The following is a 26,117-nucleotide window of genomic DNA, read 5'->3' on the forward strand; positions in this document are numbered from 1 at the left end:
TCCCCGACGATGATCGGATGCTCCGTGCCGCGACCGGCGCGGAGCATCCGTCATGCTCGGCGACGCCAGGCCGACCACTCGTGGTCGTAGACCGGGTGCGGACCGGGCCCCGCGGCATCCGGACTCGACGACCCGGCCGACGAACCCGTTTCAGTGACGAACCGGTGCCATGCCGAACCATCGGCGGCGCCGCTCTCGGCGAATCGCCCCGTCACCAGTGCCTCGACGCGGAAACGCAGGGCGTCACGCAGCTCCTGCACGAGTTCGTCGCAGGCGTCGCACCCGCAGCGGGGCAGCACGAGGTCGGTGTGCTCGCCGAAGCGCAGCAGCAGGCCGGGAAGGCTCGTCAGCCCGACGGTCAGCGGACCGGAGGCCGGATCGGCCGGCACGAGGCGCACGACCCGCTCGAGGTCGACGTGGTCGGCGGTGCCGCCGCTCAGCCCGGTGAGCTCGTCGCGCTCGACGTCGAAGACCCGCTCGAGGTCGTCGAGCACGGCGAGCGCGAACGGCTGGAGCACCCGATACCGCTCGGCGTCGGTGACCCGACTGTACGACTCGGTCGGCGGGCTCTCCACGCCCCAGCGCGACACCCATTCGAGCTCGTCGATGCCCGACGAGGCACCCCATCGGGCAGCGTCGGCTGCGACATCCATGCCGGCAACGTTAGCCGTCGTCATCGGCGGAGAACAGGACGAGCGGGCCGAGACTCCCGCTACCGGGGGTCTCGGCCCGCTCATCCTGCAAGGTGCCGCTATTCGGCCAGCAGCTCCCGCATCCGCTCGATCTCGGCGTTCTGCGTCTCGACGATCGCCTCGGCCATCTCGAGCGCCCCGGCGTGCGCACCCGACTCGAGCTGCGCTTCGGCCATGTGGACCGCGCCCTCGTGGTGCGCGATCATCTGCTCGAGGAAGAGCGTCGACGCCGACTCGGCATCGGCCGCCTCGAGCGCGGCGAGCTCGTCGGTGCTCAGCATCCCGGCCATCTCGTGCCCGCCGCCCGACATCTCGCGCGGGGCGTCCCACTCCTCGAGCCACTCGTCGAGCTGGGCGATCTCGGGCCCCTGCGCCGCCTGGATCTCCTCCGCGAGCGTCGCGACCTCGGGATCGAGACCCGGCTTCGCGAGCACGATCGCGCTCATCTCGAGCGCCTGCTCGTGGTGCGGGATCATCATCTGCGCGAACATCACGTCGGCGGCGCCGGCGTTCGTCGCCTCACTCGCGGATGCCTCGGGCGAGGCGCTGCCGTGGCCGCCATGTCCGCTCGCGTCCGCGTCGCCCGAGCCGCCCGAGCCGCCCGCCGCTGCGCAACCCGCGAGCACGAGCACGCCGACAACCCCGAGGCCGAGCGCAGCGAGCCGCTTCATCGCGCGACCACCGCGTAGCCGGCCTCCTCGACGGCCGCGGCGACGGCCGCGTCGGCGAGGGGCGCGGTACTGCGCACCGTGACGGTCGAGACGCCGCCCGCGACGAGCGCGACGTCGACCGAGTCAACGCCCTCGAGCGCACCGAGCTCGGCGCTCACGTGGCTCACGCAGCTGCCGCAGGTCATGCCCGCGACGGCGTAGTCGGCACTCACGAGCCCCGCGGCATCGGATGCCGCGGTCTCGGCCGCGGCCGTCGATGCCGACGCGTCGGGGATCGCGCAGCACGAGCACGAGGCATCGGCGCCGCTCGACTCGGCGAGGGCGAGCTCGGTGGCGCCTGCGGGAACAGCGGTGGCGATGGGGTTCTCGATGGTCATGATGCGTCCTTCCGTCGGTTCGGTTGGAACTATACCCCGGTGGGGTATCCTTCGCAAGCCGCCGGGTTCACGGATGACGCGGTCGCACGCGCCTGACAACATGGGCGAAGAGAGTTCGCCGAGGTGTCGATCTCGTCGTCGCCCGTTCGACGCATGAGTGAGGCGGGCACTTCGACCCGACCCGAAACACGAATCCCGAACGAGGAGAACACCGTGAAGTACATGCTGATCATGCGATCGAACGACGCCGCAGTCGAGGCCTACGAGCAGCTCGACTTCACCGAGGTCATCGCCGCGATGGGCGCCTACAACGAGGAGCTCATGAAGGCCGGCGTGCTGCTCGCCGGCGAGGGCCTGACCGACGCGAAGGAGGGCTTCGTCGTCGACTTCGACCAGACTCCTCCCGTCGTGACCGACGGCCCCTACGGCGAGACGAAGGAGCTGTTCAACGGCTTCTGGATCATCCAGGCGCAGAGCCCCGAGGAGGCCGCGGAGTGGGCCAAGCGCTGCCCGCTCGGCCCGGGAGCGAAGCTCGAGGTGCGCCGCGTCACCGAGCTCGAGGACTTCCCGCAGGACAACGAGTGGATCCAGAAGGAGGCCGGCTGGCGCGACGAGCTCGAGGGCAAGGTCGGCTGAGATGACCGCAGCGGATGCCTCGGGCACGGCCGGCTCGGCGAACGCCGACGCCGACCGGGCCCGGCGCGCCGTCGCGGCGGTGTGGCGCATCGAGTCGGCCCGCATCGTGGCGACGCTCGCCCGCTTCACCGGCGACGTCGGCCAGGCCGAGGACCTCGCGCAGGAGGCGCTGGTCGAGGCGCTCAGGCAGTGGCCGGCCGAGGGCGTGCCGCACAACCCGGGCGCGTGGCTCACGACCGTCGCGAAGCGCCGCGCGATCGACGGCTGGCGGCGCCGCGAGCGGCTCGACGAGCGCTACGCCGCGATGGCTCGCGACCTCGAGCAGCAGGGCGCCGAGGCATCCGACACCTTCTGGGACCCGGAAACGATCGACGACGACGTGCTGCGGCTCGTCTTCGTCTCGTGCCACCCGGTGCTCTCCCGCGAAGCGCAGATCGCCCTCACCCTGCGCATCGTCGGCGGTCTCACGAGCGAGGAGATCGCCCGCGCGTTCCTCGTGCCGACCGCGACCATCCAGCAGCGCATCGTGCGTGCGAAGAAGACCCTCGCGGCGGCGAACGTGCCCTTCGCGGTGCCGGAGCCTGCCGAGTACGGCGAGCGCCTCGCCTCGGTGCTGCACGTCATCTACCTGATCTTCAACGAGGGCTACCTGCCCGCCTCGGGCGGCGAATGGGTACGTGCGGATGTCTCGGCCGAGGCCCTGCGGCTCGCCCGCGTGGTCGCGGGGCTCATGCCCCGCGAACCCGAGGCGCAGTCGCTCGTGGCGCTCATGGAGTTCACCGCCGCCCGGTTTCGGGCGCGCACCGCCGGAGACGGCAGCGCGATCCCGCTCGATCAGCAGGACCGCTCGCGCTGGGACCGCGCGCAGATCGCGCGCGGTCAGGCGGCGCTCGCGCGGGCCGACCGCGTCGGACGTGGTCGTGCCGCCTACGGACTGCAGGCCGCGATCGCCGGATGCCACGCCGTCGCCCCGACCGCCGGCGATACCGACTGGGCGCAGATCGTCGTGCTCTACGAGGCGCTCGGCCGCATCGCCCCGTCGCCCGTGGTCGAGCTCAACCGGGCCGTCGCCGTCGCGATGGCGACCGGGCCGGCTTCGGCGCTGCGGCTCGTCGACGAACTCGTGGCGGCGGGGCGCCTCGCGGGCTATCCCGCCCTGCCCGCGGTGCGCGGAGAACTGCTCGCACGGCTCGGACGCTCCGACGAGGCGCGCGCAGAACTCGAGACCGCGGCTCGCCTCACCGGCAACGAACGCGAGCGCGAGGCCCTCCTCGCAAAGGTCGCCAAGCTGAGCGGCTGAGGATCGCCGCACCGTCGGCGACGATCGCTGGCCGCCTTGCGGCGCGATCGCCGTCGGTGCCGGGCACCACCGTCCGCGGGTAGCCGCGCCACCGAGCTCTGCCAGTTCCCCCTCATCGCAAACCCGAACCCGCCGCGCTCGAAGAAGCCCCGCCCCCAGACCTGCTCCCCTCCGAGCTCTGCCAGTTCCCCCTCATCGCAAACCCGAACCCGCCGCGCTCGAAGAAGCCCCGCCCCCAGACCTGCTCCCCTCCGAGCTGTGCCAGTTCCCCCTCATCGAGGTCCTGGGACCTTCACACCCCTCACGATGAGGGGGAACTGGCACAGCCCGAAACAGAAACCCTCCGCAGACCCATCTGCCGTTCACCCCGCGCAAGTCCCCCCTCACGATGAGGGGGAACTGGCACAGCCCGAAACGGAAACCCTCCCGCGGTGAATCGCGGGCGACGGTCTCAGCGGGGCTGCGAGCTTCCGGGCTCGTCATCATCGCGGGCTTCATCCGGGCGAGTGGATTCGCTCGAATCGGCCGGTTCGATCGGCTCTGCCTGCTCTGCCTGCTCCGCCGGCTCGGCCTGCTCCGCCGGCTCCGCCCCTCCGCTCGGCGCTGCCGGCTCACGAGTTTCGGCTGCATCGGGCGATTCGCTCGGCGAGGCGGTCGGCCAAGGCTTCACCGGCAAGTCGGCAGTTCCGGCGGACTCCGCGTCCTCGTCGACCACCGGCCCCACTGGCTCCGGAGCGGCCGCGTCGGCCGTGGGCACCGCCGCAGGCGCCTCTGCCGCGGGCGCCTCCACCGGCACCGGCACCGGCACCGGCACCGGGGCATCCACCCCGCCCGCCGCCGCCTTCGCGGCGCGCTTGGCCTTGCGCCGCTCGCGCCCGCCCTCGACGAGGTCGTACAGCACGGGCAGCACGACGAGCGTGAGCAGCGTCGACGAGAGCAGTCCGCCGATCACGACGATCGCGAGCGGCTGCGAGATGAAGCCGCCATGTCCGGTGATGCCGAGCGCCATGGGCAGCAGCGCGAAGATCGTCGCGAGGGCCGTCATGAGGATCGGCCGGAGTCGTCGCGAGGCGCCGTGCACGAGAGCGTCGCGCACGTTCATGCCCCGGTCGCGGTACTGGTTCACGAGGTCGACGAGCACGATCGCGTTCGTCACGACGATGCCGACGAGCATGAGCACGCCGACGAGCGAGGCGACGCCGAGCGGGATGCCCGTGATCACCTGGAGCGCGATCGCACCGGTCGCCGCGAACGGCACCGACACGAGCAGCAGCAGCGGCTGCAGCAGCGAGCGGAACGTCGCCACCATCACGATGTAGACGATCAGGATCGCGGCGAGCAGCGCGAGCCCGAGCTGCGAGAACGACTCCTGCTGGTCGGCGGTGACGCCGCCGAGCGAGGCGGTCGTGCCCTCGGGCAACTCGACGGTGCTCACCGCGGCCTGCACCTCGCCGCTCGCCGTGCCGAGGTCGTCGCCCGCGGGCGTCGCCGCGACGGTCGAGCTGCGCAGGCCCCGCACCGTCGTGACCGAGGCGGGACCGTCGACCTGCTCGACCGTCGCGAGCGTGTCGAGTCGCACGATCCCCGTCGAAGTCGGGACCTCCAGTGCCGAGAGCTCCTCGACCGAGACAGGCGGGTTCGCCGTCGCGAGGTAGATCGTCAGGGTCTTCTCGTCGATCACGACAGAGCCGGCACTCTGCGGCTGCATGGCGGCCGAGACGAAGCCGCCGAGTGCGACCTCCGAGTAGCCCGCGGCCGCGGCATCCGCGCGGTTCACCTCGACGGCGACATACGGTCGCGACTCCGACAGGTTCGAGGTGACCTGCGACACCGAGCCCACGCCGTCGAGCTCCTCGACGACCGCGTCGGTCGCGGCCTGCAGGTCTTCGGCGTTCGAGGCCGTGATGTCGACCTCGATGTCGTTCGAGGCGCCGAAGCCGCTCGATGCGGCCAACGAGACCTCGCCGACCTCACCGGAGTCGAGACCGTCGAGCTCGTCGCGCACTTCGGCCTGAAGGGCGTCCTGGTCGGCGTCCTCGTCGGTCGTGACCGAGTAGGTGACGGTGGCACCGCCGCCGCCGAAGGCCGCGGCGAGCGGGTTCGAGCCCGAACCGATCGATGTCTGCACCGTCTCGACGCCCTCGGTGTCGCGGATCACCTGCTCGACCGGCTCCGACGCCTCGTCGAGCGCTTCGAGGCTCGTGCCGATCGGCAGCTCCTGCGTGACGCGGAAGGTGTTCTGCCCCGAGGAGCCGAGGAAGTTCGTCTTCATCAGCGGGATCATCGCGCCCGTGCCGACGAGCACCAGCACGGCGATGATGAGCGTGATCACGCCGTGCTTCAGCGTCCAGGCGATGATCGGCAGGTAGCCGCGCTGGAGGCGCGACGGGTGCTCGAGTTCGTCGGGCGCGACCACCGGCGCGGCCGGCGTCACGGCGATTCGGGCGGAGGCCCCGCGCTCGCCGCCGCCCGCGACGGGCAGCTCGGTGGCGCCGCTCTCGTCGCGCAGCTCGGGCGCGAGCCAGACGTCGTCGACGAACGCCGCCGCCGCCACCTCGGCCTCGACCTCCTCGGCTCCCTGCTCGACGTGCAGCTTGGCCGGCTTCAGGAACCAGTAGGCGAGGACCGGCACGATCGTCAGCGCGACGAGGAGCGAGGCGAGCAGCGCGATCGTCACGGTCAGCGAGAACGGGCGGAACAGCTCGCCCGTCACCCCCTCGACGAGCGCGATCGGCAGGAACACCGCGACGGTCGTGATCGTCGAGGCGGTGATCGCGCCCGCGACCTCCCGCACCGCCCGCACGATGGTCGAGGCCTTGTCGACGCCCTCGACGAGGTGGCGTTTGATGTTCTCGATGACGACGATCGAGTCGTCGACCACACGACCGATGGCGATCGTGAGGGCGCCGAGTGTCAGGATGTTCAGGGTGTAGTCGGCCGCTTGCAGCCCGATGAAGGTGATCAGCACCGACGTCGGGATCGAGATGGCGGTGACGAGGGTGGCCCGCACCGAGAGCAGGAAGATCAGGATGACGAGCACCGCGAACGCGAGGCCGAGCAGGCCCTCGGTCGCGAGCGACTCGATCGACTGCTCGATGTAGGGCGCCTGGTCGAAGACGACGGTGAAGGTCGCACCGGGGTTCGTCGTGTCGAGCGAGGACTCGAGACCGGGCAGGAGCGCGGTGACGGCGTTCGACACCTCGACCGTGTTGGCGGCGGGCAGCTTCGTGACCGAGATCGTGAGGGCGGGCTCGCCGTCGACGCGCGAGATGCTCGTGACCGGGTTGTCGGTGAGTTCGACGGTGGCCACGTCGGAGATGGACACCTCGGCGGGGACCCGCACCACGGCGGTCGGGAGGCTGCCGGTCCCGGTCTCGGTGCCGGTCTCGGTGCCGGTCTCGGTGCCGTCGGTCGGCGGCTCGGTGCCGTCGGTCGGCAGCTCGGTGCCTTCGCCCTCGCCCCCCTCCGGGGCATCCGGGATCGTCGGCGCCTCGGTGGCGCCGAGCACCGGCAGCGCCGCGATCTCGTCGACGCTGCCGATGCGCGTGCCGGTCTGCACCGCGAAGGTCGAGTCACCCTCGGTGATCGTGCCGGCGGGCACGAGGAGGCCGTTCTGCGCCAGCGCGTCGCGGATGGCCTGCTGGCTGATGCCGAACTCGGCGAGCTTCGCGGGGTCGGGCGTGATCGTGACCCGCTGGCCGATCTCACCGACGAGGGTCGCGTCGCGGACACCGTCGACGTCGGTGATCTCCCCGAGGGTCGTCCGCTCCATCTCGTCGGAGAGGGCGCTCAGGTCGTCGGCGCCGGTGACGGCGATCTGGAGCACCGGGAAGTCGTCGAGGCTCAGCGCGACGACCTGCGGGTCGACGTCGTCGGGCAGCTGGCTCTGGATTCGGTTCACCGCCGACAGCAGCTTCTGCTCGGCGAAGGCGAGATCGGTGCCGTAGGTGAAGCTCGCGGTCACCCGCGAGAGGCCCGTCGAGCTCGTCGTCGAGGTCGACTCGAGGCCGGTGATGCCCTGGATCGCCGTCTCGATCGGCGTCGAGACATCGGTGTTGACGATGTCGGGCGAGGCGCCGGGATAGCTCGACACGATCGACAGCTGCGGGAACTCGATCGACGGCGCGAGCTCCTGCTTCAGGCTTGTGAGCGAGATGCCGCCGAAGATCGCGACCACGATCGTGACGAGCGCGATGAGCGCGCGGTTCTTCATGCTGAGCGCAGCGAGCAGGTGCATTGCTCGATTCTCGCAGGCGGGTGGCCTGCGGATGTCACCGAGTGTCGGAATCCGTCGCGAGAACCCCTCGACCGAGGGGTGCTCCCCACGATATGGTGACGCTCGTGGGGGTCGAGCGAGTCGGCGGGGATGCTTCGCGGCAGGTGCCGTGGCTTCGCTACGCCGTGCTCGGCACGGCCTTCTCGGCTCTGTGGCTCGCCGTCACGCTTTTCTCGAGCGGCGCGAGCGCCTCGGCCGATGAGCAGGAGCCGAGCGGGCTGCTCGGCGGCGTCGGCTCGCTGGTCGGCGGGGTGACCGAGCTCACCGGCGCGGTCGGCGACACCCTCGACGGGGTCGTCGACACGGTCGTCGACCCCGTGAACGAGCTGCTCGACCCCGTGGTCGAAGTCGCGCCCGAGCCCGTGGCCGACACGATCGAAACCGTCGTCCCCGAGGTGGTCGACACGGTCACCGACACGACGAACTCCCTGATCGGCGGGGCGAACTCCACCGTCGGTCAGGTCGCGAACGAGGTCACCGGCACCGTCTCCGACGTCGCGGGCGATGGCACGGTCGGCGCGATCACGACCCCGGTCACGGGAGCCGTCGACGAGCTCGTCGGTTCGCTTCCCGTGCTCGGCTCACTGCTCGGCGACGACACGCTCGGCGGGGTGCTCGACCCCGTGGTCGGCGCCGTCGACACCACGCTCGGCGCGGTCGTCGGCGACATCGGCGAACTGCCGATCGACGGTTCCGGGGTGCTCCCCCACGTGCCGTCGATCCCGCTGCTTCCCGGCGATCCGGACGACCCCGTCGTGCCCGGTGAACCCGGCGAACCCGGCGAGAACCCGGTCGCCCCAACGACTCCGGTGGCGCCGGCGGCGCCTCCGGGTGGGAGCGACCCTGCGACGGTCGGGAGTTCCGGGCCTCCAAGTTCGGGCCCGCCTTCGGACGCGGAGGGGCAGACCGGCAGCGCCTCCGCACTGCCGTCGCAACGGGGAATCCCGCACGACGGCGTGCCCACCGCCCCGAGCACGCCGGCCGCGCCCGGCGGCAGTTCGGGCATGCCCGGCACGGGCGCCGCGGGCGCTGGTGCGGGCGCGGCATCCAGCACCTCTGACGCGGCGTTCGCCGCCCTCGAACTCGACGCACTCGCGTCACTCGCGCTCCACTCGGTCGACGACGAGCTGCCGTCGTCGCCGGTGTACGACACCGACTCCACCCCTGACTGACGGGGGCCGGTTCGCAGGCACGCACACCGCGTGCACCCGCGGACACGGTCATCGCTCCCTGCCCGGGAGCGACATTCCCATCAGTCAGGAGGACTGGATCATGAAGAGAATGGCCTTGAGGGCGCTGTACGCGACCCTCTTCGCCGGGGGGCTCACGCTCCTCGGAGCCGGCGTCGCCCACGCGTCCGAAACGGGCGGCGGCGACGGTATCGTGTCGGGAACCCAAGCCGGGATCTCGATCGACCTGCCCATCACGCTCGGCGGCAACGCGATCTCGCTCATCGGCGGCTCGTCGTCGTCGGACGCCTCGACGGAGGTCGCGACGGGCGACGACTCCGCGCCCGCCGCGGCCACCTCGGGTGACAACGGCATCGGTTCGGGCACCCAGGCGCTCATCGACGTCGAGGTGCCGATCACGATCGGCGGCAACGCGATCTCGGTCATCGGCGACTCGTCGAGCGACGATGCCGCCACGTCGAGCGCACCGGCGGCCGAGCCGGGCGGCGACGCCGGCGAGGCTGCGAACGCCGAGACCGGTGGGGAGGATTCGCTCCTCGGCGGCACGCAGGGGCTGATCGACCTCGACATCCCGATCACCCTCGGCGGCAACGCCGTCTCGGTCATCGGCGACTCGTCGTCGAGCGGCGCCGAGACGGTCGTGCAGCCCGGAACCGGGGGCGGTTCCGCAACGACAGGCGGTGATGGCGGGCTGCTCGGGGGAACACAGCTGCTGCCTGAACTGTCGCTGCCGATCACGATCGGCGGCAACGCCATCTCGGTCATCGGCGACTCGTCGTCGACCGGCGCCGAGACGGTCGTGCAGCCCGGAACCGGGGGCGGTTCCGCAACGACAGGCGGTGATGGCGGGCTGCTCGGGGGAACACAGCTGCTGCCTGAACTGTCGCTGCCGATCACGATCGGCGGCAACGCCATCTCGGTGATCGGCGACAGCGAGACCGGCGGGTCGACGACGATCGTCGATCCGGTCGACCCCGTCGATCCGGTCGACCCGGTCGACCCGGTGGACCCGGTGGACCCGGTGGACCCGGTGGACCCGGTGGACCCGGTGGACCCGGTGGACCCGGTGGACCCGGTGGACCCGGTGAACCCCACCGACCCGGGTGACAACGGCAACGGCTCCGCCGTCGCCTCGGGCGGCGCCACGGCGGTCCTCGCTGAGGACGCGTCGCTCGCCTCGACCGGCGCAGACCTCTCGGGCCTCGGCCTCGCGATGCTCGCGCTGGTGGCCGGGTTCGTGCTCGTCGGCTTCCGACGGTTCGCGATGCGCCGATAACGGGATCTACCCGGCGCCGCCCTACCGGCGCCGGGTCCCGACCGGCTCAGCGGGTCGAACCGGTCGGCCCCGTATTCCGTGCCGCAGACCCGTGCGGCACGGGTAGGCCGCACCTCACTCGGTGCGGTCGGGGCGGGGTGACGGACGAGCGCAGTCGTCCGCCACCCCGCACTCCCCTGCCCACGGGCGGGGCGCCCGTCAGACCACGGCCGGCAGCAGGCCGGCGTCGACCGCGGGCATCCCCGCCATCGACTCCCAGGCGACCCGCAGCGCCTGCACGGCGGCTTCGGTCTCGGCGACCGGCTGGCAGATCGGCAGGCGCAGGAAGCGCTCGAAGGCGCCGTCGATGCCGAACCGCGGGCCTGCGGCGATGAGCAGCCCCTGCGAGCGTGCGGCGAGCGCGAGCTGCGAGCTCACGGGCGCGCCGATGCCGATCCAGGTCGCGATGCCCCCGTCGACATGGGGCACGTGCCACTCGGGGAACGCCTCCGCGATGAGCTCCTCGAGCCGGTCGCGACCTGCCCGCAGTTCGGTGCGACGCAGCGCGAGGATCTCGTCCATGCGGGGCATCAACCGGGTGACGAGGAGCTGCTCGATGATGGGTGTGCCGAGATCGCCGGGCGCGCGCACGGCCACGAGCTTGCGGATGAGCGTCGGTTCGGCGCGGATCCAACCGATCCGCACTCCGCCCCACACGGTCTTGCCGACCGAGCCGATGAGCACGGCGGTGCCGCGCGGTCCGTAGGCGGCGAGCGGCAGCGGCGCGAACGCCCGATCGATGTCGAGTTCGGCCGTCGTCTCGTCGGCGATGACCACGGTGCCCTGGCGCGCGGCCGCGTCGAGCACGCGCTCACGCCCCGCGTCGTCGAGACTGCGGCCCGTGGGGTTCTGGAAGTCGGGCATGAGGTACGCCGTCGAGGGGTTCGCGCGGGCGAAGGCGCGTTCGAGCGCCTCGACCTCGTCGTCGGCCGATGTCAGCGCGTCGATCGCATCGTGCGGGCCGACCGGAACGGGCACGAGGCGGGCTCCGGCGACGCGCAGCGCCTCGTAGGCGTGCGGGTAGGTCGGCGCCTCGATGACCGCCCGATCGCCGCGACCGACGAGCACGCGCGAGAGCAGGGCGATCGCGTGCTGCGCGCCGATGGTGACCATGATCTGCTCGGGCGAGGTCGGCAGGCCCCGGAGTGCGTAGCGATCGGCGATCGCCTGCCGCAGCGCGGGGGTGCCGATCGGGTCGAAGCCCGAGTGGCCGATGTGGGCGGGCAGCTCCTCGGCGGCCTCGCGGGCGACCTCGGCGAGCCAGGGCAGGGCGGGCGGCGCCGCCTTGGAGAGGTCGAGGTGGAGCGACGCGGGCGGGGCGGGCATCGCGGCGGGCGCGCCGGGCAGGCGGGCGACGCTGCCCGAGCCTCGGACGCTTCTGAGCAGGCCCTGCTCGCGCAGGTGCCGGTAGGCGGCGGTGACGGTGGTGCGGCTGAGGCCGAGCCGCTCGGCTAGCTCGCGTTCGGCGGGCAGGCGGGTCTCGACGCTCACCCGACCGTCGAGGATGAGCAGACGCACCCGTTCGGCGAGCGCGAGGTAGGCGGCCCCGCGGGCAGCGCCGCGCCAGTCGCCGATGAGGTTCTCGAGCGCACGGGCGCTGAGTGTGGCATCCGACATGCGAGCCACTTTAGTTGAATTGGCTACTTGTCAACAGTCCAATCGTGAAATTGGATGTCTCTATGCTCCGCCGCATTCCCCAACTGCTCATCGGGCTCGTGCTCTACGGCATCGCCGACGCGATGCTCATCCGCGCCGCCCTCGGCGTCGACCCGTGGACGGTCTTCGCCCAGGGCCTCTCGCAGCTGACCGGCATCGGCATCGGCTGGCTCACGAACCTCATCGGACTCGCGGTCCTCCTGCTCTGGATCCCCCTGCGGCAGAAGCCGGGCCTCGGCACGGTGCTCAACATCCTGCTCATCGGCCCGAGCATCGAACTCGGCCTCTGGTTCATCCAGACGCCGCCCGAGCTGTGGCAGCAGATCCTGCTGTTCACGGGCGGCCTGCTGCTGCTCGCCGTCGCGAGCGGCCTCTACATCGGCAGCCGCTTCGGCCCCGGCCCGCGCGACGGCCTCATGACCGGCATCCACGCGCGCACCGGCTGGCCGATCTGGGTCGGCCGCACCATCGTCGAGCTCAGCGTCCTCGCGATCGGCTGGGTACTGGGCGGCGACGTCGGCCTCGGCACCGTCGCGTTCGCACTGCTCGTCGGTCCGCTCTGCGGCCTCACCCTGCCGTTCTTCGCCGTGCCCGAGAAGGCCGAGCGGATGCCGCGTGCCGACGCCGTCGGCACGGGCACCGCCGCGACCCCAGCGGTCGAGACGGCTCCGGCCGGCTGAACGCCTGCGGCCGACCAGACCGCTGCGGCCTCCGAGGCCGGGACACCTCGGACGCCGCAGCACCCCCTCCCCCGGCCGTGCAGAACTCAGGACGACCGACCAGCCCGCCGGCGTGTCGTCACCCGACACGCCGCCCGAAGCCGGGCCGATCCTGAGTTCTGCACACGGGCCCGACTAGAGCTCGCGGTCGGCGTACGCCCGCAGCGCGTCGCGCACGAACTCGGCACCCTCGGTGCCGCCGTAGTTCACGCCGAAGCGCGGGTCGGCGACGTACATCTCGCCGAGGCCGATGACATACGCCTTGACGTCGCCGCCGGGCTTCGCCGCGGGCGTGCCGGGAATGCCGGTCAGCCACTCGACGTGACGCTTCGCGAGCGCCTGCCCCTCGGGGCCGCCGGGCTCCACGCCCGACTCCGCCGCCGCGATCCAGTCGCGACCGAGCGCCTCGGCGCGGGCCTTCCACTCGTGCTGCCCGGCCTCGCCGAGGCCGCGCCACCAGCGGTCACCCGCTGCGTATGCGTCCTTGCCCCAGCGCTCCTCGACCTCGTCCTGGTACTTCGTGTGGTCGAATCCGTCGAACATCTCTTCTGCCATGAGTCGTTCACCTCCTTCCAGTTTCTCGATGGTCGTCTCGACCGACGCGATCTGCCGCGCCAGCCGCTGCTGCTCCTGGCGGAGCCAGCCGAGATGGGCCGCCAGGGCGTGCGCTTCGCCGGCGTCACCCTCGAGCACCTCGCCGATGGCGGGCAGCCCGAGGCCGAGCTCGCGCAGCAGCAGGATGCGCTGCAGTCGCACGAGCGCGCGCTCGTCGTAGTGGCGGTACCCGTTCGCCGCGATGCGGCTCGGCGCGAGCAAGCCGAGCTCGCCGTAGTGACGCAGGGTCCGGCTCGTCGTTCCCGCGAGCTTCGCGATCTCCTGGATCGACCAGTCCACGTGCGGCCTCCTCTCTCGTGCTCACCACGTTAGAACTTGACGCTACGTCAATGTCAAGCACGCAGCATCCGGATGCGACTTGCAACTCCGGCAAACGCGATATATCGTGAGAATCGTCGAGAACGCGATATATCGCGACAAGGACTTGAGATGGGGCCGGATGCCACGGGCATCCCCTCGAACACGAAGGAGCACCACGACATGACGATCGAGAAGTGGGTCATCACCCCCGGCCAGTCCCGGGTCATCGACCTCGAACTCGTGCGCAAGCTCAAGGTCGGCCTCATCGGCGGCAAGGTCGACCTCATCGCGCACGACGAACCCGGCGCCCGCGTCGAGATCACCGGTGTCACCGGCAAAGACCTGCTCGTCAAGATCGACGGCGACGCGCTCGAGATCGACCACCCGCAGCTCCGCTGGGACAACTTCATCGAGGCGTTCAAGGGCTGGGCCGGCAACGCGAAGGCGCAGGTCTCGATCCTCGCGCCGCGCGACGTCGCGCTGAAGCTCGGCGTCGTTTCGGGCGACGCCCTCGTCTCGGGCTTCACGACCGACGCCAAGCTCAGCACCGTCTCGGGCGAACTCGTGCTCGACAATCACGAGGGCGACGTCGAGCTCTCGAGCGTCTCTGGCGAGCTGTCGGCCGGCAACCACACGGGCCGCATCACCGGCCACACGATCTCGGGCGACATCGTCGCGACGGGCGACGTGCGCTCGTTCAACGTCGACACCGTCTCGGGCAACATGATGCTCGACGCGTTCGGCACCCCCGACCGCATCGACACCAACACGGTCGCCGGCGACCTCACCGTGCGCTTCGACGGAGGCAGCGGCGCCCGGTACCGCGTCAACACCGTCGGCGGCACCGTGCTCATCGACGACACCACCATCAAGGGCGTGCTCGGCAAGGGTTTCGAGCGCGTCACGGGCGAGCTCGCCGGCCGCTGGCTCGACTTCGGCGCGAACAGCGTCTCGGGTTCGATCTCGGTCATCCGCCGCGAGCCGGTCGCACAGACCGACGACGGTGCCGCCGACGGCACCGGATCGCCGAACGAGAGCGACGACGAGGCATCCCCCCGGCAGGCTCAAGGCGGCGCCGCATGACCCCGCCCGTCTTCGCCCACGGCAGCCTGCGCCTCTACCTGCTCGCCCTGCTCGAAGAGCGGCCGCGGCACGGTTACGAGCTGATCCAGGCGCTCTCCGAGCGCTTCGGCGGCACGTACTCGCCGAGCGCCGGCACGATCTACCCCCGGCTCTCGAAGCTCGAGGAGGAGGGGCTCGTCACCAAGTCGAGCGACGGCCGCAAGACCGTGTACGAGATCACCGACGCCGGCCGCACCGAGCTCGATGCCCGCAGGCACGAGCTCGACGCCATCGAAGACGAGGTGACCGACTCGGTGAGACGCCTCGCCGAAGGCGTGCGCGCCGAGGTGAACGACGCCATGCGGTCGCTCCGCGCCGAGCTCGCGAGCGCCGCCCGCGAGGCCAAGCGCGCCGCGAACTCCGCGACGGCGTCCGCCGCCGCATCCGACGCCCGAGCCGGCTCGACGACCACCGTCGGCGACGCCGGCGACTCGCGCACCGGTGTCGACGCCCGGGTCGAATCGACGCGCGCGGTGCACGAGGCCGATCTCGTGCTCAACGAGTTCCGCCAACTCGTGCGCACCGAACTGCGCACGCAGGCCAACCACGGCCTCGTGCCACCCGAGACGGTCACCCTGCTGAAGGCCCGCCTCGCCCAGGTGCACGCCGACGTGATCGCCACACTGACCCGCACCTGACCCGCAGCTCACCCGCCCCTCACGCGCAGCTGACCCGCAGCTCACCCGCAGCGGCGTTCGGGAGGAGATCGCACGATCGGGAGGAGCCAATCCCGCACGGGGTCCTCCCGATCGTGCGATCTCCTCCCGTCGTGGGTGCGCGGTGAGCACCTTCCCGCGTTGGTGGCGTAGATGCCGCGGTCGGTGGGCGGTGATTCGATGCAGGCATGGACGAGGTCGCGCTGCACCCGTGGTCAGAGGGCGACCTCGACCTCCTGCGCCGGGCGAACACGCCCGAGCTCATGGATCGGGTCGGCGGCGCCGAGACTGACGAGCAGGTGCGGGCCAGGCACGAACGCTACCTTCGTCCCGCCCGCGAGGGACGCGGGCAGCAGTTCCGCATCACGATCGCGGGGCACCCCGAGGGCGTCGGCATCGTCGGCTACTGGCAGCACGAGTGGCGGGGTGCGCCCGCCCTCGAGAGCGGGTGGTCCGTCGAGTCCGAGTATCGGGGCCGGGGCCCCGACCGCCGTGCGGCTGATGCTCGAGGCGGCCCGCGCCGGCGAGACGCTGCCGGTGCACGCGTACCCGAGCACCGACAACCCCGCGTCGAACGCCGTGTGCCGCACGGCGGGCGTCACGCTGCTCGGCGAAGAGGACTTCGAGGTCGGCGGGGTGCTCCGCACATACGACTGGGTCGTCGAGCTCGCACACGCCCCGGTGCCGCCGCTCGGCGACCGCGGGGCGTAACCTCGAGTCATGCCCTCCCCCGCCCCGACGCTGCTCGCCGTCGCGGTCGGCGGCATGGCGGGCACGGGCCTCAGGCTCGCGTTCGATCTCGCGTTCCCCCACGGCGATGCCGAGTTCCCGATCGAGACCCTCCTCGTGAACCTCGTCGGCACGTTCGCGCTCGGCTGGCTGGCGGGCGGGCTCTGGACGAGGCCGACGACGCCGACCTGGCTCAAGGCAGGGCTCGGCCCTGGTCTCATCGGCTCGTTCACCACGCTCTCGGCGGTGATGGCCTCGCTCCTCGTACTCACCCGCGAGGGCGAGGCCTGGCTCGGCGCCCTCTACCTGCTCGTCTCGGTGGCGGGCGGGCTGCTGCTCGCGGCCCTCGGCCTGAAGCTGGGCTCGCGTCTCGCGCACCGCCCGATGCCGCACGAGGTCGGCGATGCGGGGTCCACCCTGTGAGCGGCGCGCTCAGTCCGCCGGTCATCGCGGCCGTGCTCGGCGCGGGCGCCGCCGGGGCGGTGCTGCGCTACCTGCTGTCGCGGGCGTTCCCGGTACGGCCCGGGCACCTGCCGGGCGGCATCCTCATCGTGAACGTCATCGGCTCGGGCGTCGCCGGAGCGCTCATCGGCCTCGCCGAACGCGCGGCGCTCGACGGCGACCTGCGACTCGTGCTCGTCACCGGGTTCTGCGGCGGCCTCACGACGTTCAGCACCTGGAGTGTCGAGACGGTCGAACTCGCCACGGGCGGCCGGTGGCGCGCGGCGGTGCTCAACGTCGCCGTGACGCTCGTGCTCGGCCTCGGCGCCGCGGCGGCCGCATACCTCGCGTTCCGCTGAGCGTCGCGGGCGGCGGCGAGCGGCGGCGAGCGGATGCCCCGGCGCCCCGTGGCATCCACCCGCGTCGCGCGTCAGACGAGGGTCTCGCCGACGTACCCGCCCTCGGCGCAGCCCGGCGGGATCGCGAACACCGCCGAGCCGATGGGCGTCGTCCACTCGTTGAGCAGGTCGAGCTCGTCGAGCCGCCGCTGGATGGGCACGAACTGCCGGTCGATGTCGGCCTGGTACGAGGCGAAGAGCAGCCCCGCGTCCGAGACCTCGCCGTCGGCGGGCGACTCGTCGTAGTTGTACCCGCGCCGGAAGATGCGCTCGCCCGGCACCTCGCCGCGCGATCGGCGCAGGTGCGAGAAGTCGCCGATCACGGGGAAGCCGACCGGGGTCAGCGCCGCGAAGTCGGGCTCGTCGTGCTCGCGCTCGCCGGTGAGCGGGGCGCCGCTGCCGAGCTTGCGGCCGACCGAGGCCTCGCGGCCCGGCCGGTCGACGCGGTCCCAGCCGTCGAGGTCCATCGCGATGCGGCGCAGCACCATCGAGGTGCCGCCGGCGAGCCAGTCGGGGTCGCCCGTGTGCCAGACGAGCTCGTCGAAGTCGGCGGTGCCGGGGGCCGGGTTGACGGTGCCGTCGAGCTGCCCGAAGAGGTTTCGCATCGTCGAGCCGGATGCCTCGGCGCCCGCCGCCCGCCGGAATCCCTGCTGCGACCATCGCACGCTCGCGAACGAGCGGGAGTCCTTCAGCAGCATGCGGGCGGCGTGGGCGACGGACACGGGGTCGTCGGCCCCGAGGTGGACGAGCAGGTCGCCGCCGCCGAACTCGGGTCGCAGCCGGTCGATGCCGAACGCGGGCAGCGGCCGCAGCCACGCGGGCGCCGTGCCGCCGGCGCGCTCGACGAGCCCCGGGCCGAACCCGAAGGTGACGGTGAGCCGGGCGGGCATGAGCGCGAGCTCGGGCTCGGTGTCGGCGAGCGGCGCGCGCCCCTGCGTGATGCGGGCGGCATCGTCGCTCAGTACCCGCAGCATGCGGCGGATCGCCGCCGCATCGACCTCGGGAACGAGGTCGAGTGCGATGAAGCGGGCGTGCGCCTGCGGCGGGGTCTCGATTCCGGCCTGCCGGGCGCCGTGGAACGGCACGACCGCCTCACCGACGGCGGTCTCGCGGGCCGCGGCCGAATGGGCGACGCTCGCCGTGGTCGCCGCGCCGGGGGCGACCGCCGCACCCGCCAGGGCCCCGCCGATCGCCTGCCCCCCGAGCACGCTCGCCGCGCCGGCCGCGGCGGCACCCCCGAGCAGGAGCTGCCGCCGCGAGAACCCGGAACCGCCGGGTTCACCGGTCATCAGTGCGCCTCGTGCCCGTCGTCGTACTGCTCGTTCGCTCCCGCGTAGTCCTTCACGGGCGCCGTCACGTCGAGCGTCGAGCCGTCGGAGAACTCGAGCGTGACCGTGACCTCGTCGCCGGCCTGCGCGGGACCGGTGAGCCCCATGAGCATGACGTGGTTCGCACCGGGCTCGAGCGCGAAGGCCTCGCCCGCGGGGAGTTCGAAGCCGCCCTCCTTCTGCCGCATCTGCATGGTGCCGTCGGATTCGACGGTCTCGTGCAGCTCGGCCGTCTCGGCGGCATCGGTGGAGGCGCCCACGAGTGTCACGTCGGCCGCGCCGCCGTTCACGACGTTGCCGAAGAGCGCGGTCATGCCGTCGTCGGCGGCCTTGACCCAGGCCTCTTCGACGGTGACGGATGCCGCGGCCTCGGCTGCGGCCGTCGGCGCGGCGCCGCCCGGGGCGGCGCCTGCGGCACCGGCGCATCCCGAGAGGAGCAGAAGGGCGGCGAGAGCCGCCCCGAGGGCAGGGGTGATCGCGGCGTGTCGCTGCATGATGATCGTTCCCCGCGGCTCAGGCGGTCGGGCCGTTGCCGGCCCCCTGGCCGTTGCCTGCCGCAGGGCCGCTGCCCGCGCCCGGGCCGGCGCTCTTGCGGCGCGCGTTCACGATGACGGCGACGATGAGCGCGATGACCCCGAGCCCGCCGACCACGAATCCGGCGACGGCCCAGCCGTCGGGGCCGGCCGCGGTGTCGGCGGCGTGGTCGCCCTCGGCACCCTCGTCGTGTTCGCTGTCGGTGTCGCCGCTCGCGGCGGCGTCGTGCGGGGCCTCCTCGGTCCAGGATCCGGTTGCGTCGGCGCCCACGCCGAAGTCGATCGTTCCCTCGATCGGGTGGCCGTCGCTCGACACGGCGCGCCAGCGCGCCTGGTAGTCGCCCGAGAGGTCGGCCGGCAGGCTCGCGGTGACGGTCGCGCCGGCGATGACGGGATCGCCGACCTCGATCTCCTCGCCGTGGTGGTCGACCACGACGACGGCGGTGCCGACCTCGATGATGTCGTTCGAGAATTCGAGCGAGACCTCGGCGGGCGAGGTGTCGAACACCTGGCCGGGCTCGGGGTTCGATCCGACGAGCTCGTCGTGCGCCTGCGCGGCGGTGCCGCCGGTGAGTGCGAGCGCGGCGGCGAAGGTGATGGCGGCAGCCGCGACGAGGGCGGTGCGGAGGCGGCCTGCGGGTGCCGCGTCGGTGATGCGCTGGTTCATTCGGGAGTCTCTCTCCTCGTGCTCCGGACGGACGGCGAGCCGTGCCGCGCCGCGTGGGCGCGAGGCATCCGGAGGCTTCGTGATGTTCCGCCGAACGGCGGAGGGGTCAGGCGAAGGCGAGGAGCGAGGGCGGGCCGCGGTAGCGGAGGGCGGCGAAGCGGAGGCGGGAGTTGAGCCGCATCGGCGCGACGGCGCCGAGCCGTGAGCGCGCCGGCCGCTCGGCGACGAGCACCGGCTCGGCGGCGCGACCGCTGAGCACGAGCACGAAACGTCGGGTCGCGGCGGCCAGCGCCGCCCATGCGACCCGCTCGACGGCGAGGAGGTAGACGATCGTGAGCACCGCGGCGAGCGCGTGACCGGCGAACATCGCCCCGTCGCCGAGGCCGGCGTGCGCGGCATGCCCGGAGGCGACCGGGGCGCCGCCCGCGTCGATGAAGGAGACCGTCTGGTGGTGGCCCGCGCCGCTCGCGACGAACTGCCCGGTGCCGGGGCCCGCGCCGACGCCGAACAGCAGGTGGAACGCGCCCTGGCTGACGAGCACGGCGAGCGCGGTGCGCACGGGCGAGGTGCGCCGGCCGACGAACGCGACCGACGCGGCGAGCGCGACGATCGCAGCGAGTGCGAGCCCCACGCCGCCGGGCGCCTCGCCGCCGGCGACGCCGTGCGAGAACGCCGCGAGGAACAGCGCGACGGCGGCCGTTGCGGCGCCTCGTGCGAGCTGCGTCGCACGGTTCACGGTGGCTCCCGGAGATCGGTGGATGAGGGCAGAGCGCGTCAACTCTAGCAAGTCCGTCTTGACATGCGCCGGTGCAGGAGTAGCGTCGTCCGCCGTGACGAACGGCGCGGGCGAACCGCCCGTCGCATCCGTCAGAAGCTCATGCTCGTGCACGGCGTCACGGTCGCGCTCGTGCCGTGGCTGCTCGACTCCTCCGATCTGATCTACGGCCGGCGTTCGCGACCGCTGCCCGGTCAGGATCGCCGCGGCGAACCCGTGCGCCCGATCCCTCGGCGCCCGCTCGCCGAGAGCGAATCGAAACGCAGGCGGTAGACGGCGGTAGGCTGCCCGCATGGCGACCGAGCGCACGGATGTCCCGGTGGAGGTGTTCCTCGACGGGGTGACGCATCGGGTGCGCCGGCGCGATGCCGCGACGCTCCTCGCCCTGATGGAACGCGTGACCGGCGAGACCGCCTACATGTGGGGCCCGTCGATCGTCGGGTTCGGCGAGTACCACTACCGCTACGACAGCGGGCGTGAGGGCGTGACCCCGGCTGCGGCGTTCTCGCCGCGCAAGGCGGCCTCGACGGTGTACCTCCTACCCGGGCTGACCGAACGACCCGAACTGCTCGACCGCCTCGGCCCGCACTCGACCGGGGTCGGCTGCCTCTACCTGAAGGACCTCGCCGAGGTCGACCTCGAGGTACTGGCCGAGCTCGTGCGGGAGTCGTACGAGTTCGCGCAGCCGACGGCTCCGCCCAGCTGAGCAGATCGAGGAGCGGGTCGAGGAGCGCCCGACGAAGGAGCACGCGTCTCGAAACCCCGGTGGGCCGCCTCAGGTTTCGAGACGGTCGCTGCGCTCCCACCTCGACCCAATCAGCGCCTTAGAGCATCGCCATGATCTGTCGGGCGATCATGCGGCCCGCGCGGCTCGCGCCGATCGTCGAGGCCTGCGGCCCGTAGCCGGCGAGGAAGATGCGCGGGTCGCTCCAGGCGGCGCCCTGCCCGACCGTCATGCCGCCGGCCTTCTCGCGGAGCTTCAGCGGCGCGAGATGGCGCAGTTCGGGCCGGAACCCCGTCGCCCAGATGATGGCGTCGGCGCGGGCGGCGCCCTGCTGCTCGCCGTCCCAGACGATGCGGTCGCCCTCGATGCGGTCGAACATGGGTCGCGCGACGAGCAGTCCTCGCTCGATTCCTGCGGCGATGCGGCGGCTCTTCGGCACCCCGGTGCCGCTCACGATCGAGGGCAGCGCGCGCCCCGAGCGCGCCGCCTCGTCCTGCATCGCGACGGCCGCCGAGGCGCCCTCGAGGTCGAGTTCCTGGCGATCGACCCAGTCGATGGGGCGACGCGACACCCAGGTGAGGCCCGCCGCGACATCTTCGAGTTCGAGCATGAACCCGATTGCGCTCGTGCCGCCGCCGACGACGACGACGTGCTGGTCGCGGAAGTCTTCTGCCGAGCTGAAGTCGGAGGTGTGCAGGTGGCGTCCGGCGAACTCGCCCATGCCCGGGTAGAACGGCACGAACGGCGAGCCCCAGGTGCCCGTGGCGTTGACGAGGAACTGGGTCGCGAGCTCGTGCTGCGGCGCCTGGGCGGCCTGCGGCGCCTCGAACGTCTTGCGCCGGCGGCCGAAGAGCCCGCGGGTCTTCAGTTCCTCGGCGGGCTGGGGACTCAGATCTTCGTAGTGGACGAGGAGGTCGACGCCCTCGTTCACGACGGTGCGCACGTTCATCGGACGGCGCACGTGCAGCTCGTAGTGCTCTTCGAACCGGCCGTAGTACTCGGCGACGACGTCTTTCGCCGGGAGCGCGCGGTCGGCGGTGTCGAAGCTGAGGCCGAGCTCCGCGAGTCCGGGAAGGTCGTTCACCCGGTGCGCGGTGCCGAGACGGAGCGACGACCACCGGTGCTGCCATGCGCCGCCGGGGCCGGGCGCGCGGTCGAGCATGACGAAGTCCTCGCCGGCGACGAGTTCGAATCGACGAAGGTAGTACGCGACAGAGAGGCCGGCTTGACCGGCCCCGATCACGACCACCTTGACGCGTTCGGGGCTCGTATTCACACCCCAATCTCAGCACGTCTGGCTGTGTGCTCGCAGCACGTCGGCTGAACGCGTTCGGGCGCGCTGCGGAGACCGCCGTCGGGTGCGATCCGCGGTGCTAAACTGGCGGCTGGACGAATTCATTTATCAGATGAGCGCCGGGTGAAGACCAAATCCCACCCGGCCAGATGTCGTAAGGGGGTCACGCATGGGGCGCGGCCGTCAGAAAGCCAAGCACACCAAGGTCGCTCGGGAGTTGAAGTACTTCAGCCCGAACACCGACTACAACGCGCTTGAGCGCGAGCTCACGAGCTCGCAGCATGACGAGTACAGCGAAGAGGCGTCGAAGTGGGCGGAATATGCCGCCGACGATGACGACACCTACGTCGCGGGCGACGAACAGCGCGAACAGCGCGCGTAGTCGCCACCGTCACGGTCTCCGACGCACCTCATCGACTCTCGTCACTCCTCGCTGAAGCGTGCGTCCGCGACCGCGTCATCGTGCCATTCGGCGGTCGTCTCGGCGAACCGTTCGAGTTCGGCGAGTGAGTTCGTCGGGGTGATCGCTCGCACGACGACCTCGTCGGCGACGCCGTCGGCGAGGTAGTCGGCGAGCCTCGCGGCCGACGAGATGGTGGCGTCGAGCGCGCCTGTGCCGAGGCGCGCGAAGTTCGCGGCGTACGCGGGCACCCGCTCGTACTTGTGCGCCTCGATCTCGAGCGCCGGCCGGGCCGCCTCGTCGACGATGGTGCGCACATAGGTCACGACGCGGCCGTCGGCGGGCGAGCGACCGTACGCGGCGGCGGCGGCGTGCTGCTCGGCGGTCGCGGTCGCCGCGGCCGCGGGCGTCAACCAGTTGAGCAGCACCCCGTCGGCGCGCTCGGCGGCGAGGCGGCGCATCCGCGGTCCGAGCGCGCCGAGCACGACGGATGCCTCGCTCCGGCCCCGCAGCTCGGCGATGCCCGCGCGCATGAGCCCGAGGGGGCGTTCGGCCCGCCCCGACCCGATGCCGAGCGTCGTGCGCGCGGCGGGGAGGCCGACGAGGTCGAGCGTCGCCACCGGGCGCCGGTCGATCGGGATCACGCCCGTGGCGAGGTGCAGCCGTTCGGTGCCGTCGGCGGCGACACGCAGTCGGGCGAGCGAATCGCCCCCCGGGACGTCGTTCACCCACAGGGTCGCGAAGCCGAGCCGTTCCAGCCGAGGTGCGAGCGCGGCGACGGTCGAGCCATCCGTCGTGCCGATGATGCCGAACGAGACGCGTGCGCGCATGCTGCGGCTCAGCCCGCGTACGACCCGACCAGGCGCACCGCGCCGCCGTCGACGCCCTTGGCGCCCTGCTCCCAGCCGTCGGCCGCCGCGGTCACCGCGTCGCCGAAGGCGACCGTGCCGGCCTGCCATGCGGGGAGCCCGAGCGTCTCGAGTTCGGCGATGACCGCGGGAGCGGCCGCGGCGTCGATGACGGCGAAGAAGCCGATGCCGAGGTTCCAGGTGCCCTCGGTCGACTCGAGCGTCGTGCCGGCGAGTTCGCCCAGCACGCGGAACACCGGTGCGGGCGACCACGTCGCGCGGTCGAGCTCGACGCGCGAGCCGAGCGGAAGCACCCGGGCGAGGTTCGCGGCGATGCCGCCGCCCGTGACGTGCGAGAGCGAGTGCACCGCGGTGCCGTTCGCGCCGGCGAGCAACTGCACGAGCGGGCCCGTGTAGAGGCGGGTCGGCTCGAGCAGGGCCTCGCCCCACGTCGTGCCGAGCTCGGCGGAATGATCGGTGTAGCCGATGCCCTTCGCGTTCAGTGTGTGCCGTACGAGCGAGAAGCCGTTGGAGTGCAGCCCGCTCGACTCGATCGCGATGACGACGTCGCCGTCGGCCACGCGCTCCGCACCGAGCAGGCGGTCGGCCTCGACCACGCCGACCGCGGCGCCCGCCACGTCGTAGTCGTCGACGCCCATGAGGCCGGGGTGCTCGGCGGTCTCTCCGCCGACGAGGGCGGTGCCGGTGTCGGCGCAGGCGCGGGCGATTCCGGTCACGATCGAGGCGATGCGCTCGGGCACGACCTTGCCGCAGGCGATGTAGTCGGTCATGAACAGGGGCTTCGCACCCACGACGACGATGTCGTCGACGACCATGCCCACCAGGTCCTGGCCGATGGTGTCGTGCTTGTCGAGCGCCTGCGCGATCGCGATCTTCGTACCGACGCCGTCGGTCGAGGTCGCGAGGAGGGGTTTCTCGTAGTCCTTCACGAACGAGAGGTCGAAGAGGCCGGCGAATCCGCCGACTCCGCCGAGCACGTTGGGCCCGTGCGTGGCGGCGACCGCCTCCTTCATGAGTTCGACGGCGAGATCCCCCGCCCGGGTGTCGACTCCGGCAGCGGCATATGACGAGTTCGCGCTCACCCGTCAAGGGTACCTGTGCCGGCCCGGCGGCGTGTCGCCCTGACCCACAGGGCCGCCGCGCCCCGTACGGCGTAGAATTCGACCATGGCACCGGGGGCCACACCATCGTGGGTGATCCGTGAGAACGCGAGTCGCCCGGTACTGCTCGCCCTCTACCTGCGCGAGGTGCTCGCGATCGCCTCCCCCGTCGAGCTGCCGCGGCTGCGCGATGTCGGCGCGGTGGGCGAGCGGCTCGAGATCGATCGGCACGACCTGCTCGAACGCCAGTGGCGCGCCTGGTGGGCGATGACGGTCGAGCCCGAGGCGCACCCCTCGCCCGTGCCGCTCGAGCTCGTGCCCGCCTTCGACACCGAGATGGCGCTGCCCACCTCGGACGCCGAGGTGCTCGCGGCCGCGGTCGTGCCGCATGCCGGGGCGGCCCGCGCCTGGGCCGAGTGGGCGCACGAGAACTATCGCAGCGTCTCGGCTGCGCGACTCGGCAACTCGTACCGCGCGTACGCCGGAACGATCGCCGAGCACGAGCGCGAGGTGGGGCGTCGGGCGCACTCCTTCGAGCTCAACGTCGAGGTGCTGCCGCTCGCGGGCGTCGGGGTCTGGTGGATCGGCGCGATGACCGTCGCGGTCACCGACACGCTGCGTTCGGATGCCTCGGCGTTCGACGACGCCATCCACCCGATCATCGCCGAACTGGCCTGAGGCGGGTTGAGGAGGCGCCAGCGCCGTCTCGAGACCGATCCGAACGTGCGACAGGGTTTCGAGACGTCGCTTCGCTCCTCCTCAACCCGCGTAATCTCGGTGGAATGAGCATCTGGCACGGAGACCCCGAGGTCGAGTGGGCGAACTCCCGCAGCGAAGGCACCGCGCTCCGCGCGCTCGGCATCGAGATGACCGAGATCACCGAGACGTCGCTGAAGGGCCGCATGCCCGTCGACGAGCGCACGCGCCAGCCCGGCGGGGTGCTGCACGGCGGGGCATCCGTCGCGCTGGCGGAGACGCTGGCGAGCTGGGGCGCGACCTTCACCGTCGACCCCGCGCAGTTCTACTGCGTCGGCATGGAGATCAACGCGAACCATGTTCGCCCGGTCGCCGGGGGCTGGGTCTACGGCGAGGCCGCTCCGCTGACGCGGGGCCGCACCACCCAGGTGTGGGAGATCAGGATCACCCAGGAGGACGGCAAGCTCGTCTGCATCTCGCGCTGCACGATGGCCGTGCTGCCCAAGCCCTCGGAGTACTGACCGAAGCCCCGGTCCGACGCGCGGATGACACCCGGGCTGCGCATCTGAGCAGGCGCCGGCACGCGGCGGGCTCACCCGCGCAGTATGGGAGAATCGACGAGGCCGGTTCCGGTCGCT

General features: G+C 72.1%; 27 protein-coding genes and 2 pseudogenes. 16 read left to right on the top strand and 13 right to left on the bottom strand.

The window, feature by feature from the left end:
* Positions 1 to 50: 50 nt before the first annotated feature.
* The 3 genes from H516_RS18550 to H516_RS20895 all read right to left on the bottom strand — a co-directional run bounded on the left by H516_RS18550 (position 51) and on the right by H516_RS20895 (position 1,740).
* Complete coding sequence (locus tag H516_RS18550) at positions 51 to 653, bottom strand: DUF6226 family protein (protein ID WP_022888728.1); 603 nt, start codon at positions 651 to 653, stop codon at positions 51 to 53.
* 98 nt (positions 654 to 751) lie between these two features.
* Positions 752 to 1,363: a DUF305 domain-containing protein gene (locus H516_RS0105555; protein WP_022888729.1), complete on the bottom strand. Its 612-nt coding sequence runs from the start codon at positions 1,361 to 1,363 to the stop codon at positions 752 to 754.
* The gene (locus H516_RS20895) at positions 1,360 to 1,740 is read right to left on the bottom strand and encodes a heavy-metal-associated domain-containing protein (RefSeq protein WP_022888730.1); all 381 of its coding nucleotides are present in this window, start codon (positions 1,738 to 1,740) and stop codon (positions 1,360 to 1,362) included. Before H516_RS20895 ends, H516_RS0105555 begins: the two co-directional genes overlap by 4 nt.
* 213 nt (positions 1,741 to 1,953) lie before the next feature.
* On the opposite strand from H516_RS20895, the gene H516_RS0105565 reads away from it, so the two are divergent.
* Complete coding sequence (locus H516_RS0105565; RefSeq protein WP_026378469.1) at positions 1,954 to 2,376, top strand: YciI family protein; 423 nt, start codon at positions 1,954 to 1,956, stop codon at positions 2,374 to 2,376.
* A gap of 1 nt (position 2,377) precedes the next feature.
* Positions 2,378 to 3,676, top strand: coding sequence for an RNA polymerase sigma factor (locus H516_RS0105570; protein WP_022888732.1), 1,299 nt, complete (start codon positions 2,378 to 2,380; stop codon positions 3,674 to 3,676).
* A gap of 451 nt (positions 3,677 to 4,127) precedes the next feature.
* On the opposite strand, the gene H516_RS18560 is transcribed toward H516_RS0105570, so the two are convergent.
* A complete protein-coding gene (locus H516_RS18560) occupies positions 4,128 to 7,913 on the bottom strand; it encodes an efflux RND transporter permease subunit (RefSeq protein ID WP_022888733.1) in 3,786 nt (1,261 codons plus the stop codon).
* A gap of 104 nt (positions 7,914 to 8,017) precedes the next feature.
* Between H516_RS18560 and H516_RS0105580 the strand changes: the two genes are divergently transcribed.
* Together H516_RS0105580 and H516_RS22820 are read left to right on the top strand one after the other, a co-directional pair.
* A complete protein-coding gene (locus H516_RS0105580) occupies positions 8,018 to 9,124 on the top strand; it encodes a hypothetical protein (RefSeq protein WP_157432159.1) in 1,107 nt (368 codons plus the stop codon).
* Positions 9,125 to 9,224: 100 nt separating this feature from the next.
* Positions 9,225 to 10,418 carry a hypothetical protein gene (locus tag H516_RS22820; RefSeq protein WP_281166813.1) on the top strand — a complete coding sequence of 398 codons (1,194 nt, stop codon included), beginning with the start codon at positions 9,225 to 9,227 and terminating at the stop codon, positions 10,416 to 10,418.
* Between the two features lie 198 nt (positions 10,419 to 10,616).
* On the opposite strand, the gene yczR is transcribed toward H516_RS22820, so the two are convergent.
* Positions 10,617 to 12,074, bottom strand: a complete 1,458-nt coding sequence (gene yczR / locus H516_RS0105590; protein ID WP_022888736.1) for a MocR-like transcription factor YczR — start codon at positions 12,072 to 12,074, stop codon at positions 10,617 to 10,619.
* A gap of 62 nt (positions 12,075 to 12,136) precedes the next feature.
* Here yczR and yczE point away from each other — a divergent pair, with 62 nt between their 5' ends.
* Complete coding sequence (gene yczE / locus H516_RS18570) at positions 12,137 to 12,793, top strand: membrane protein YczE (RefSeq protein WP_022888737.1); 657 nt, start codon at positions 12,137 to 12,139, stop codon at positions 12,791 to 12,793.
* 174 nt (positions 12,794 to 12,967) lie between these two features.
* Here yczE and H516_RS0105600 read toward each other — a convergent pair whose 3' ends face one another.
* Positions 12,968 to 13,726 carry a MerR family transcriptional regulator gene (locus H516_RS0105600; protein ID WP_022888738.1) on the bottom strand — a complete coding sequence of 253 codons (759 nt, stop codon included), beginning with the start codon at positions 13,724 to 13,726 and terminating at the stop codon, positions 12,968 to 12,970.
* 150 nt (positions 13,727 to 13,876) lie between these two features.
* Here H516_RS0105600 and H516_RS18575 point away from each other — a divergent pair, with 150 nt between their 5' ends.
* The 6 genes and pseudogenes from H516_RS18575 (at position 13,877) to crcB (ending at position 17,054) form a co-directional block, all read left to right on the top strand.
* Entirely contained in the window at positions 13,877 to 14,830 is a 954-nt protein-coding gene (locus H516_RS18575) for a DUF4097 family beta strand repeat-containing protein (RefSeq protein ID WP_022888739.1), read from the top strand.
* Entirely contained in the window at positions 14,827 to 15,507 is a 681-nt protein-coding gene (locus H516_RS0105610) for a PadR family transcriptional regulator (protein ID WP_022888740.1), read from the top strand. Before H516_RS18575 ends, H516_RS0105610 begins: the two co-directional genes overlap by 4 nt.
* A gap of 206 nt (positions 15,508 to 15,713) precedes the next feature.
* Positions 15,714 to 15,947: pseudogene (locus tag H516_RS22905) on the top strand (GNAT family N-acetyltransferase); the annotation flags it as partial.
* A gap of 79 nt (positions 15,948 to 16,026) precedes the next feature.
* Positions 16,027 to 16,236 (top strand): hypothetical protein, encoded by a 210-nt coding sequence (locus H516_RS22510; protein WP_211217074.1) that lies wholly within the window; start codon positions 16,027 to 16,029, stop codon positions 16,234 to 16,236.
* A 9-nt stretch (positions 16,237 to 16,245) separates the two neighbouring features.
* The gene (locus tag H516_RS18585) at positions 16,246 to 16,677 is read left to right on the top strand and encodes a fluoride efflux transporter FluC (RefSeq protein WP_022888741.1); all 432 of its coding nucleotides are present in this window, start codon (positions 16,246 to 16,248) and stop codon (positions 16,675 to 16,677) included.
* Positions 16,674 to 17,054 carry a fluoride efflux transporter CrcB gene (crcB, locus tag H516_RS0105630; RefSeq protein WP_022888742.1) on the top strand — a complete coding sequence of 127 codons (381 nt, stop codon included), beginning with the start codon at positions 16,674 to 16,676 and terminating at the stop codon, positions 17,052 to 17,054. Before H516_RS18585 ends, crcB begins: the two co-directional genes overlap by 4 nt.
* 71 nt (positions 17,055 to 17,125) lie before the next feature.
* On the opposite strand, the gene H516_RS0105635 is transcribed toward crcB, so the two are convergent.
* The 4 genes from H516_RS0105635 to H516_RS22355 form a co-directional block, all read right to left on the bottom strand.
* Complete coding sequence (locus H516_RS0105635) at positions 17,126 to 18,382, bottom strand: Dyp-type peroxidase (protein WP_022888743.1); 1,257 nt, start codon at positions 18,380 to 18,382, stop codon at positions 17,126 to 17,128.
* Positions 18,382 to 18,915: a copper chaperone PCu(A)C gene (locus tag H516_RS0105640; protein WP_022888744.1), complete on the bottom strand. Its 534-nt coding sequence runs from the start codon at positions 18,913 to 18,915 to the stop codon at positions 18,382 to 18,384. The genes H516_RS0105635 and H516_RS0105640 overlap by 1 nt, the downstream gene beginning before the upstream one ends.
* 19 nt (positions 18,916 to 18,934) lie before the next feature.
* Positions 18,935 to 19,621, bottom strand: coding sequence for a copper resistance CopC family protein (locus H516_RS22350; RefSeq protein WP_022888745.1), 687 nt, complete (start codon positions 19,619 to 19,621; stop codon positions 18,935 to 18,937).
* A gap of 106 nt (positions 19,622 to 19,727) precedes the next feature.
* Positions 19,728 to 20,357: a hypothetical protein gene (locus H516_RS22355; RefSeq protein WP_022888746.1), complete on the bottom strand. Its 630-nt coding sequence runs from the start codon at positions 20,355 to 20,357 to the stop codon at positions 19,728 to 19,730.
* Between the two features lie 117 nt (positions 20,358 to 20,474).
* Between H516_RS22355 and H516_RS21620 the strand changes: the two are divergent.
* Both H516_RS21620 and H516_RS0105660 read left to right on the top strand, forming a co-directional pair.
* Positions 20,475 to 20,669 (top strand): annotated as a pseudogene (locus H516_RS21620) (hypothetical protein); the annotation flags it as partial.
* Between the two features lie 19 nt (positions 20,670 to 20,688).
* Positions 20,689 to 21,102, top strand: coding sequence for a DUF1801 domain-containing protein (locus tag H516_RS0105660; protein ID WP_022888748.1), 414 nt, complete (start codon positions 20,689 to 20,691; stop codon positions 21,100 to 21,102).
* A 118-nt stretch (positions 21,103 to 21,220) separates the two neighbouring features.
* Here H516_RS0105660 and H516_RS0105665 read toward each other — a convergent pair whose 3' ends face one another.
* Entirely contained in the window at positions 21,221 to 22,396 is a 1,176-nt protein-coding gene (locus H516_RS0105665) for an FAD-dependent oxidoreductase (protein ID WP_026378475.1), read from the bottom strand.
* 187 nt (positions 22,397 to 22,583) lie between these two features.
* Between H516_RS0105665 and H516_RS0105670 the strand changes: the two genes are divergently transcribed.
* A complete protein-coding gene (locus H516_RS0105670) occupies positions 22,584 to 22,796 on the top strand; it encodes a DUF3073 domain-containing protein (protein WP_022888750.1) in 213 nt (70 codons plus the stop codon).
* Between the two features lie 41 nt (positions 22,797 to 22,837).
* Here the strand turns inward: H516_RS0105670 and H516_RS18600 are convergent, their stop codons facing one another.
* Together H516_RS18600 and purM are read right to left on the bottom strand one after the other, a co-directional pair.
* Entirely contained in the window at positions 22,838 to 23,644 is an 807-nt protein-coding gene (locus H516_RS18600; protein ID WP_022888751.1) for an LLM class flavin-dependent oxidoreductase, read from the bottom strand.
* 8 nt (positions 23,645 to 23,652) lie between these two features.
* Positions 23,653 to 24,765 (bottom strand): phosphoribosylformylglycinamidine cyclo-ligase, encoded by a 1,113-nt coding sequence (gene purM, locus H516_RS0105680; RefSeq protein WP_022888752.1) that lies wholly within the window; start codon positions 24,763 to 24,765, stop codon positions 23,653 to 23,655.
* 84 nt (positions 24,766 to 24,849) lie between these two features.
* On the opposite strand from purM, the gene H516_RS0105685 reads away from it, so the two are divergent.
* Together H516_RS0105685 and H516_RS0105690 are read left to right on the top strand one after the other, a co-directional pair.
* Entirely contained in the window at positions 24,850 to 25,461 is a 612-nt protein-coding gene (locus tag H516_RS0105685; RefSeq protein WP_022888753.1) for a hypothetical protein, read from the top strand.
* 104 nt (positions 25,462 to 25,565) lie between these two features.
* On the top strand, positions 25,566 to 26,000 hold the full coding sequence (locus tag H516_RS0105690; protein WP_022888754.1) for a PaaI family thioesterase: 435 nt from the start codon (positions 25,566 to 25,568) through the stop codon (positions 25,998 to 26,000).
* Positions 26,001 to 26,117: the final 117 nt, after the last annotated feature.

Origin of the sequence: Agromyces italicus DSM 16388, from assembly GCF_000421545.1 — a bacterium.
Lineage (GTDB): Bacteria > Actinomycetota > Actinomycetes > Actinomycetales > Microbacteriaceae > Agromyces > Agromyces italicus.

Coding starts and splice junctions, on each gene's coding strand:
- H516_RS18550 (WP_022888728.1), bottom strand. CDS start 653: ATGGATGTCGCAGCCGACGCTGCCCGATGGGGTGCCTCGTCGGGCATC.
- H516_RS0105555 (WP_022888729.1), bottom strand. CDS start 1,363: ATGAAGCGGCTCGCTGCGCTCGGCCTCGGGGTTGTCGGCGTGCTCGTG.
- H516_RS20895 (WP_022888730.1), bottom strand. CDS start 1,740: ATGACCATCGAGAACCCCATCGCCACCGCTGTTCCCGCAGGCGCCACC.
- H516_RS0105570 (WP_022888732.1), top strand. CDS start 2,378: ATGACCGCAGCGGATGCCTCGGGCACGGCCGGCTCGGCGAACGCCGAC.
- H516_RS18560 (WP_022888733.1), bottom strand. CDS start 7,913: ATGCACCTGCTCGCTGCGCTCAGCATGAAGAACCGCGCGCTCATCGCG.
- H516_RS22820 (WP_281166813.1), top strand. CDS start 9,225: ATGAAGAGAATGGCCTTGAGGGCGCTGTACGCGACCCTCTTCGCCGGG.
- yczR (WP_022888736.1), bottom strand. CDS start 12,074: ATGTCGGATGCCACACTCAGCGCCCGTGCGCTCGAGAACCTCATCGGC.
- yczE (WP_022888737.1), top strand. CDS start 12,137: ATGCTCCGCCGCATTCCCCAACTGCTCATCGGGCTCGTGCTCTACGGC.
- H516_RS18575 (WP_022888739.1), top strand. CDS start 13,877: ATGGGGCCGGATGCCACGGGCATCCCCTCGAACACGAAGGAGCACCAC.
- H516_RS0105610 (WP_022888740.1), top strand. CDS start 14,827: ATGACCCCGCCCGTCTTCGCCCACGGCAGCCTGCGCCTCTACCTGCTC.
- H516_RS22510 (WP_211217074.1), top strand. CDS start 16,027: ATGCTCGAGGCGGCCCGCGCCGGCGAGACGCTGCCGGTGCACGCGTAC.
- H516_RS18585 (WP_022888741.1), top strand. CDS start 16,246: ATGCCCTCCCCCGCCCCGACGCTGCTCGCCGTCGCGGTCGGCGGCATG.
- H516_RS0105635 (WP_022888743.1), bottom strand. CDS start 18,382: ATGACCGGTGAACCCGGCGGTTCCGGGTTCTCGCGGCGGCAGCTCCTG.
- H516_RS0105640 (WP_022888744.1), bottom strand. CDS start 18,915: ATGCAGCGACACGCCGCGATCACCCCTGCCCTCGGGGCGGCTCTCGCC.
- H516_RS22350 (WP_022888745.1), bottom strand. CDS start 19,621: ATGAACCAGCGCATCACCGACGCGGCACCCGCAGGCCGCCTCCGCACC.
- H516_RS0105660 (WP_022888748.1), top strand. CDS start 20,689: ATGGCGACCGAGCGCACGGATGTCCCGGTGGAGGTGTTCCTCGACGGG.
- H516_RS0105670 (WP_022888750.1), top strand. CDS start 22,584: ATGGGGCGCGGCCGTCAGAAAGCCAAGCACACCAAGGTCGCTCGGGAG.
- H516_RS18600 (WP_022888751.1), bottom strand. CDS start 23,644: ATGCGCGCACGCGTCTCGTTCGGCATCATCGGCACGACGGATGGCTCG.
- H516_RS0105685 (WP_022888753.1), top strand. CDS start 24,850: ATGGCACCGGGGGCCACACCATCGTGGGTGATCCGTGAGAACGCGAGT.
- H516_RS0105690 (WP_022888754.1), top strand. CDS start 25,566: ATGAGCATCTGGCACGGAGACCCCGAGGTCGAGTGGGCGAACTCCCGC.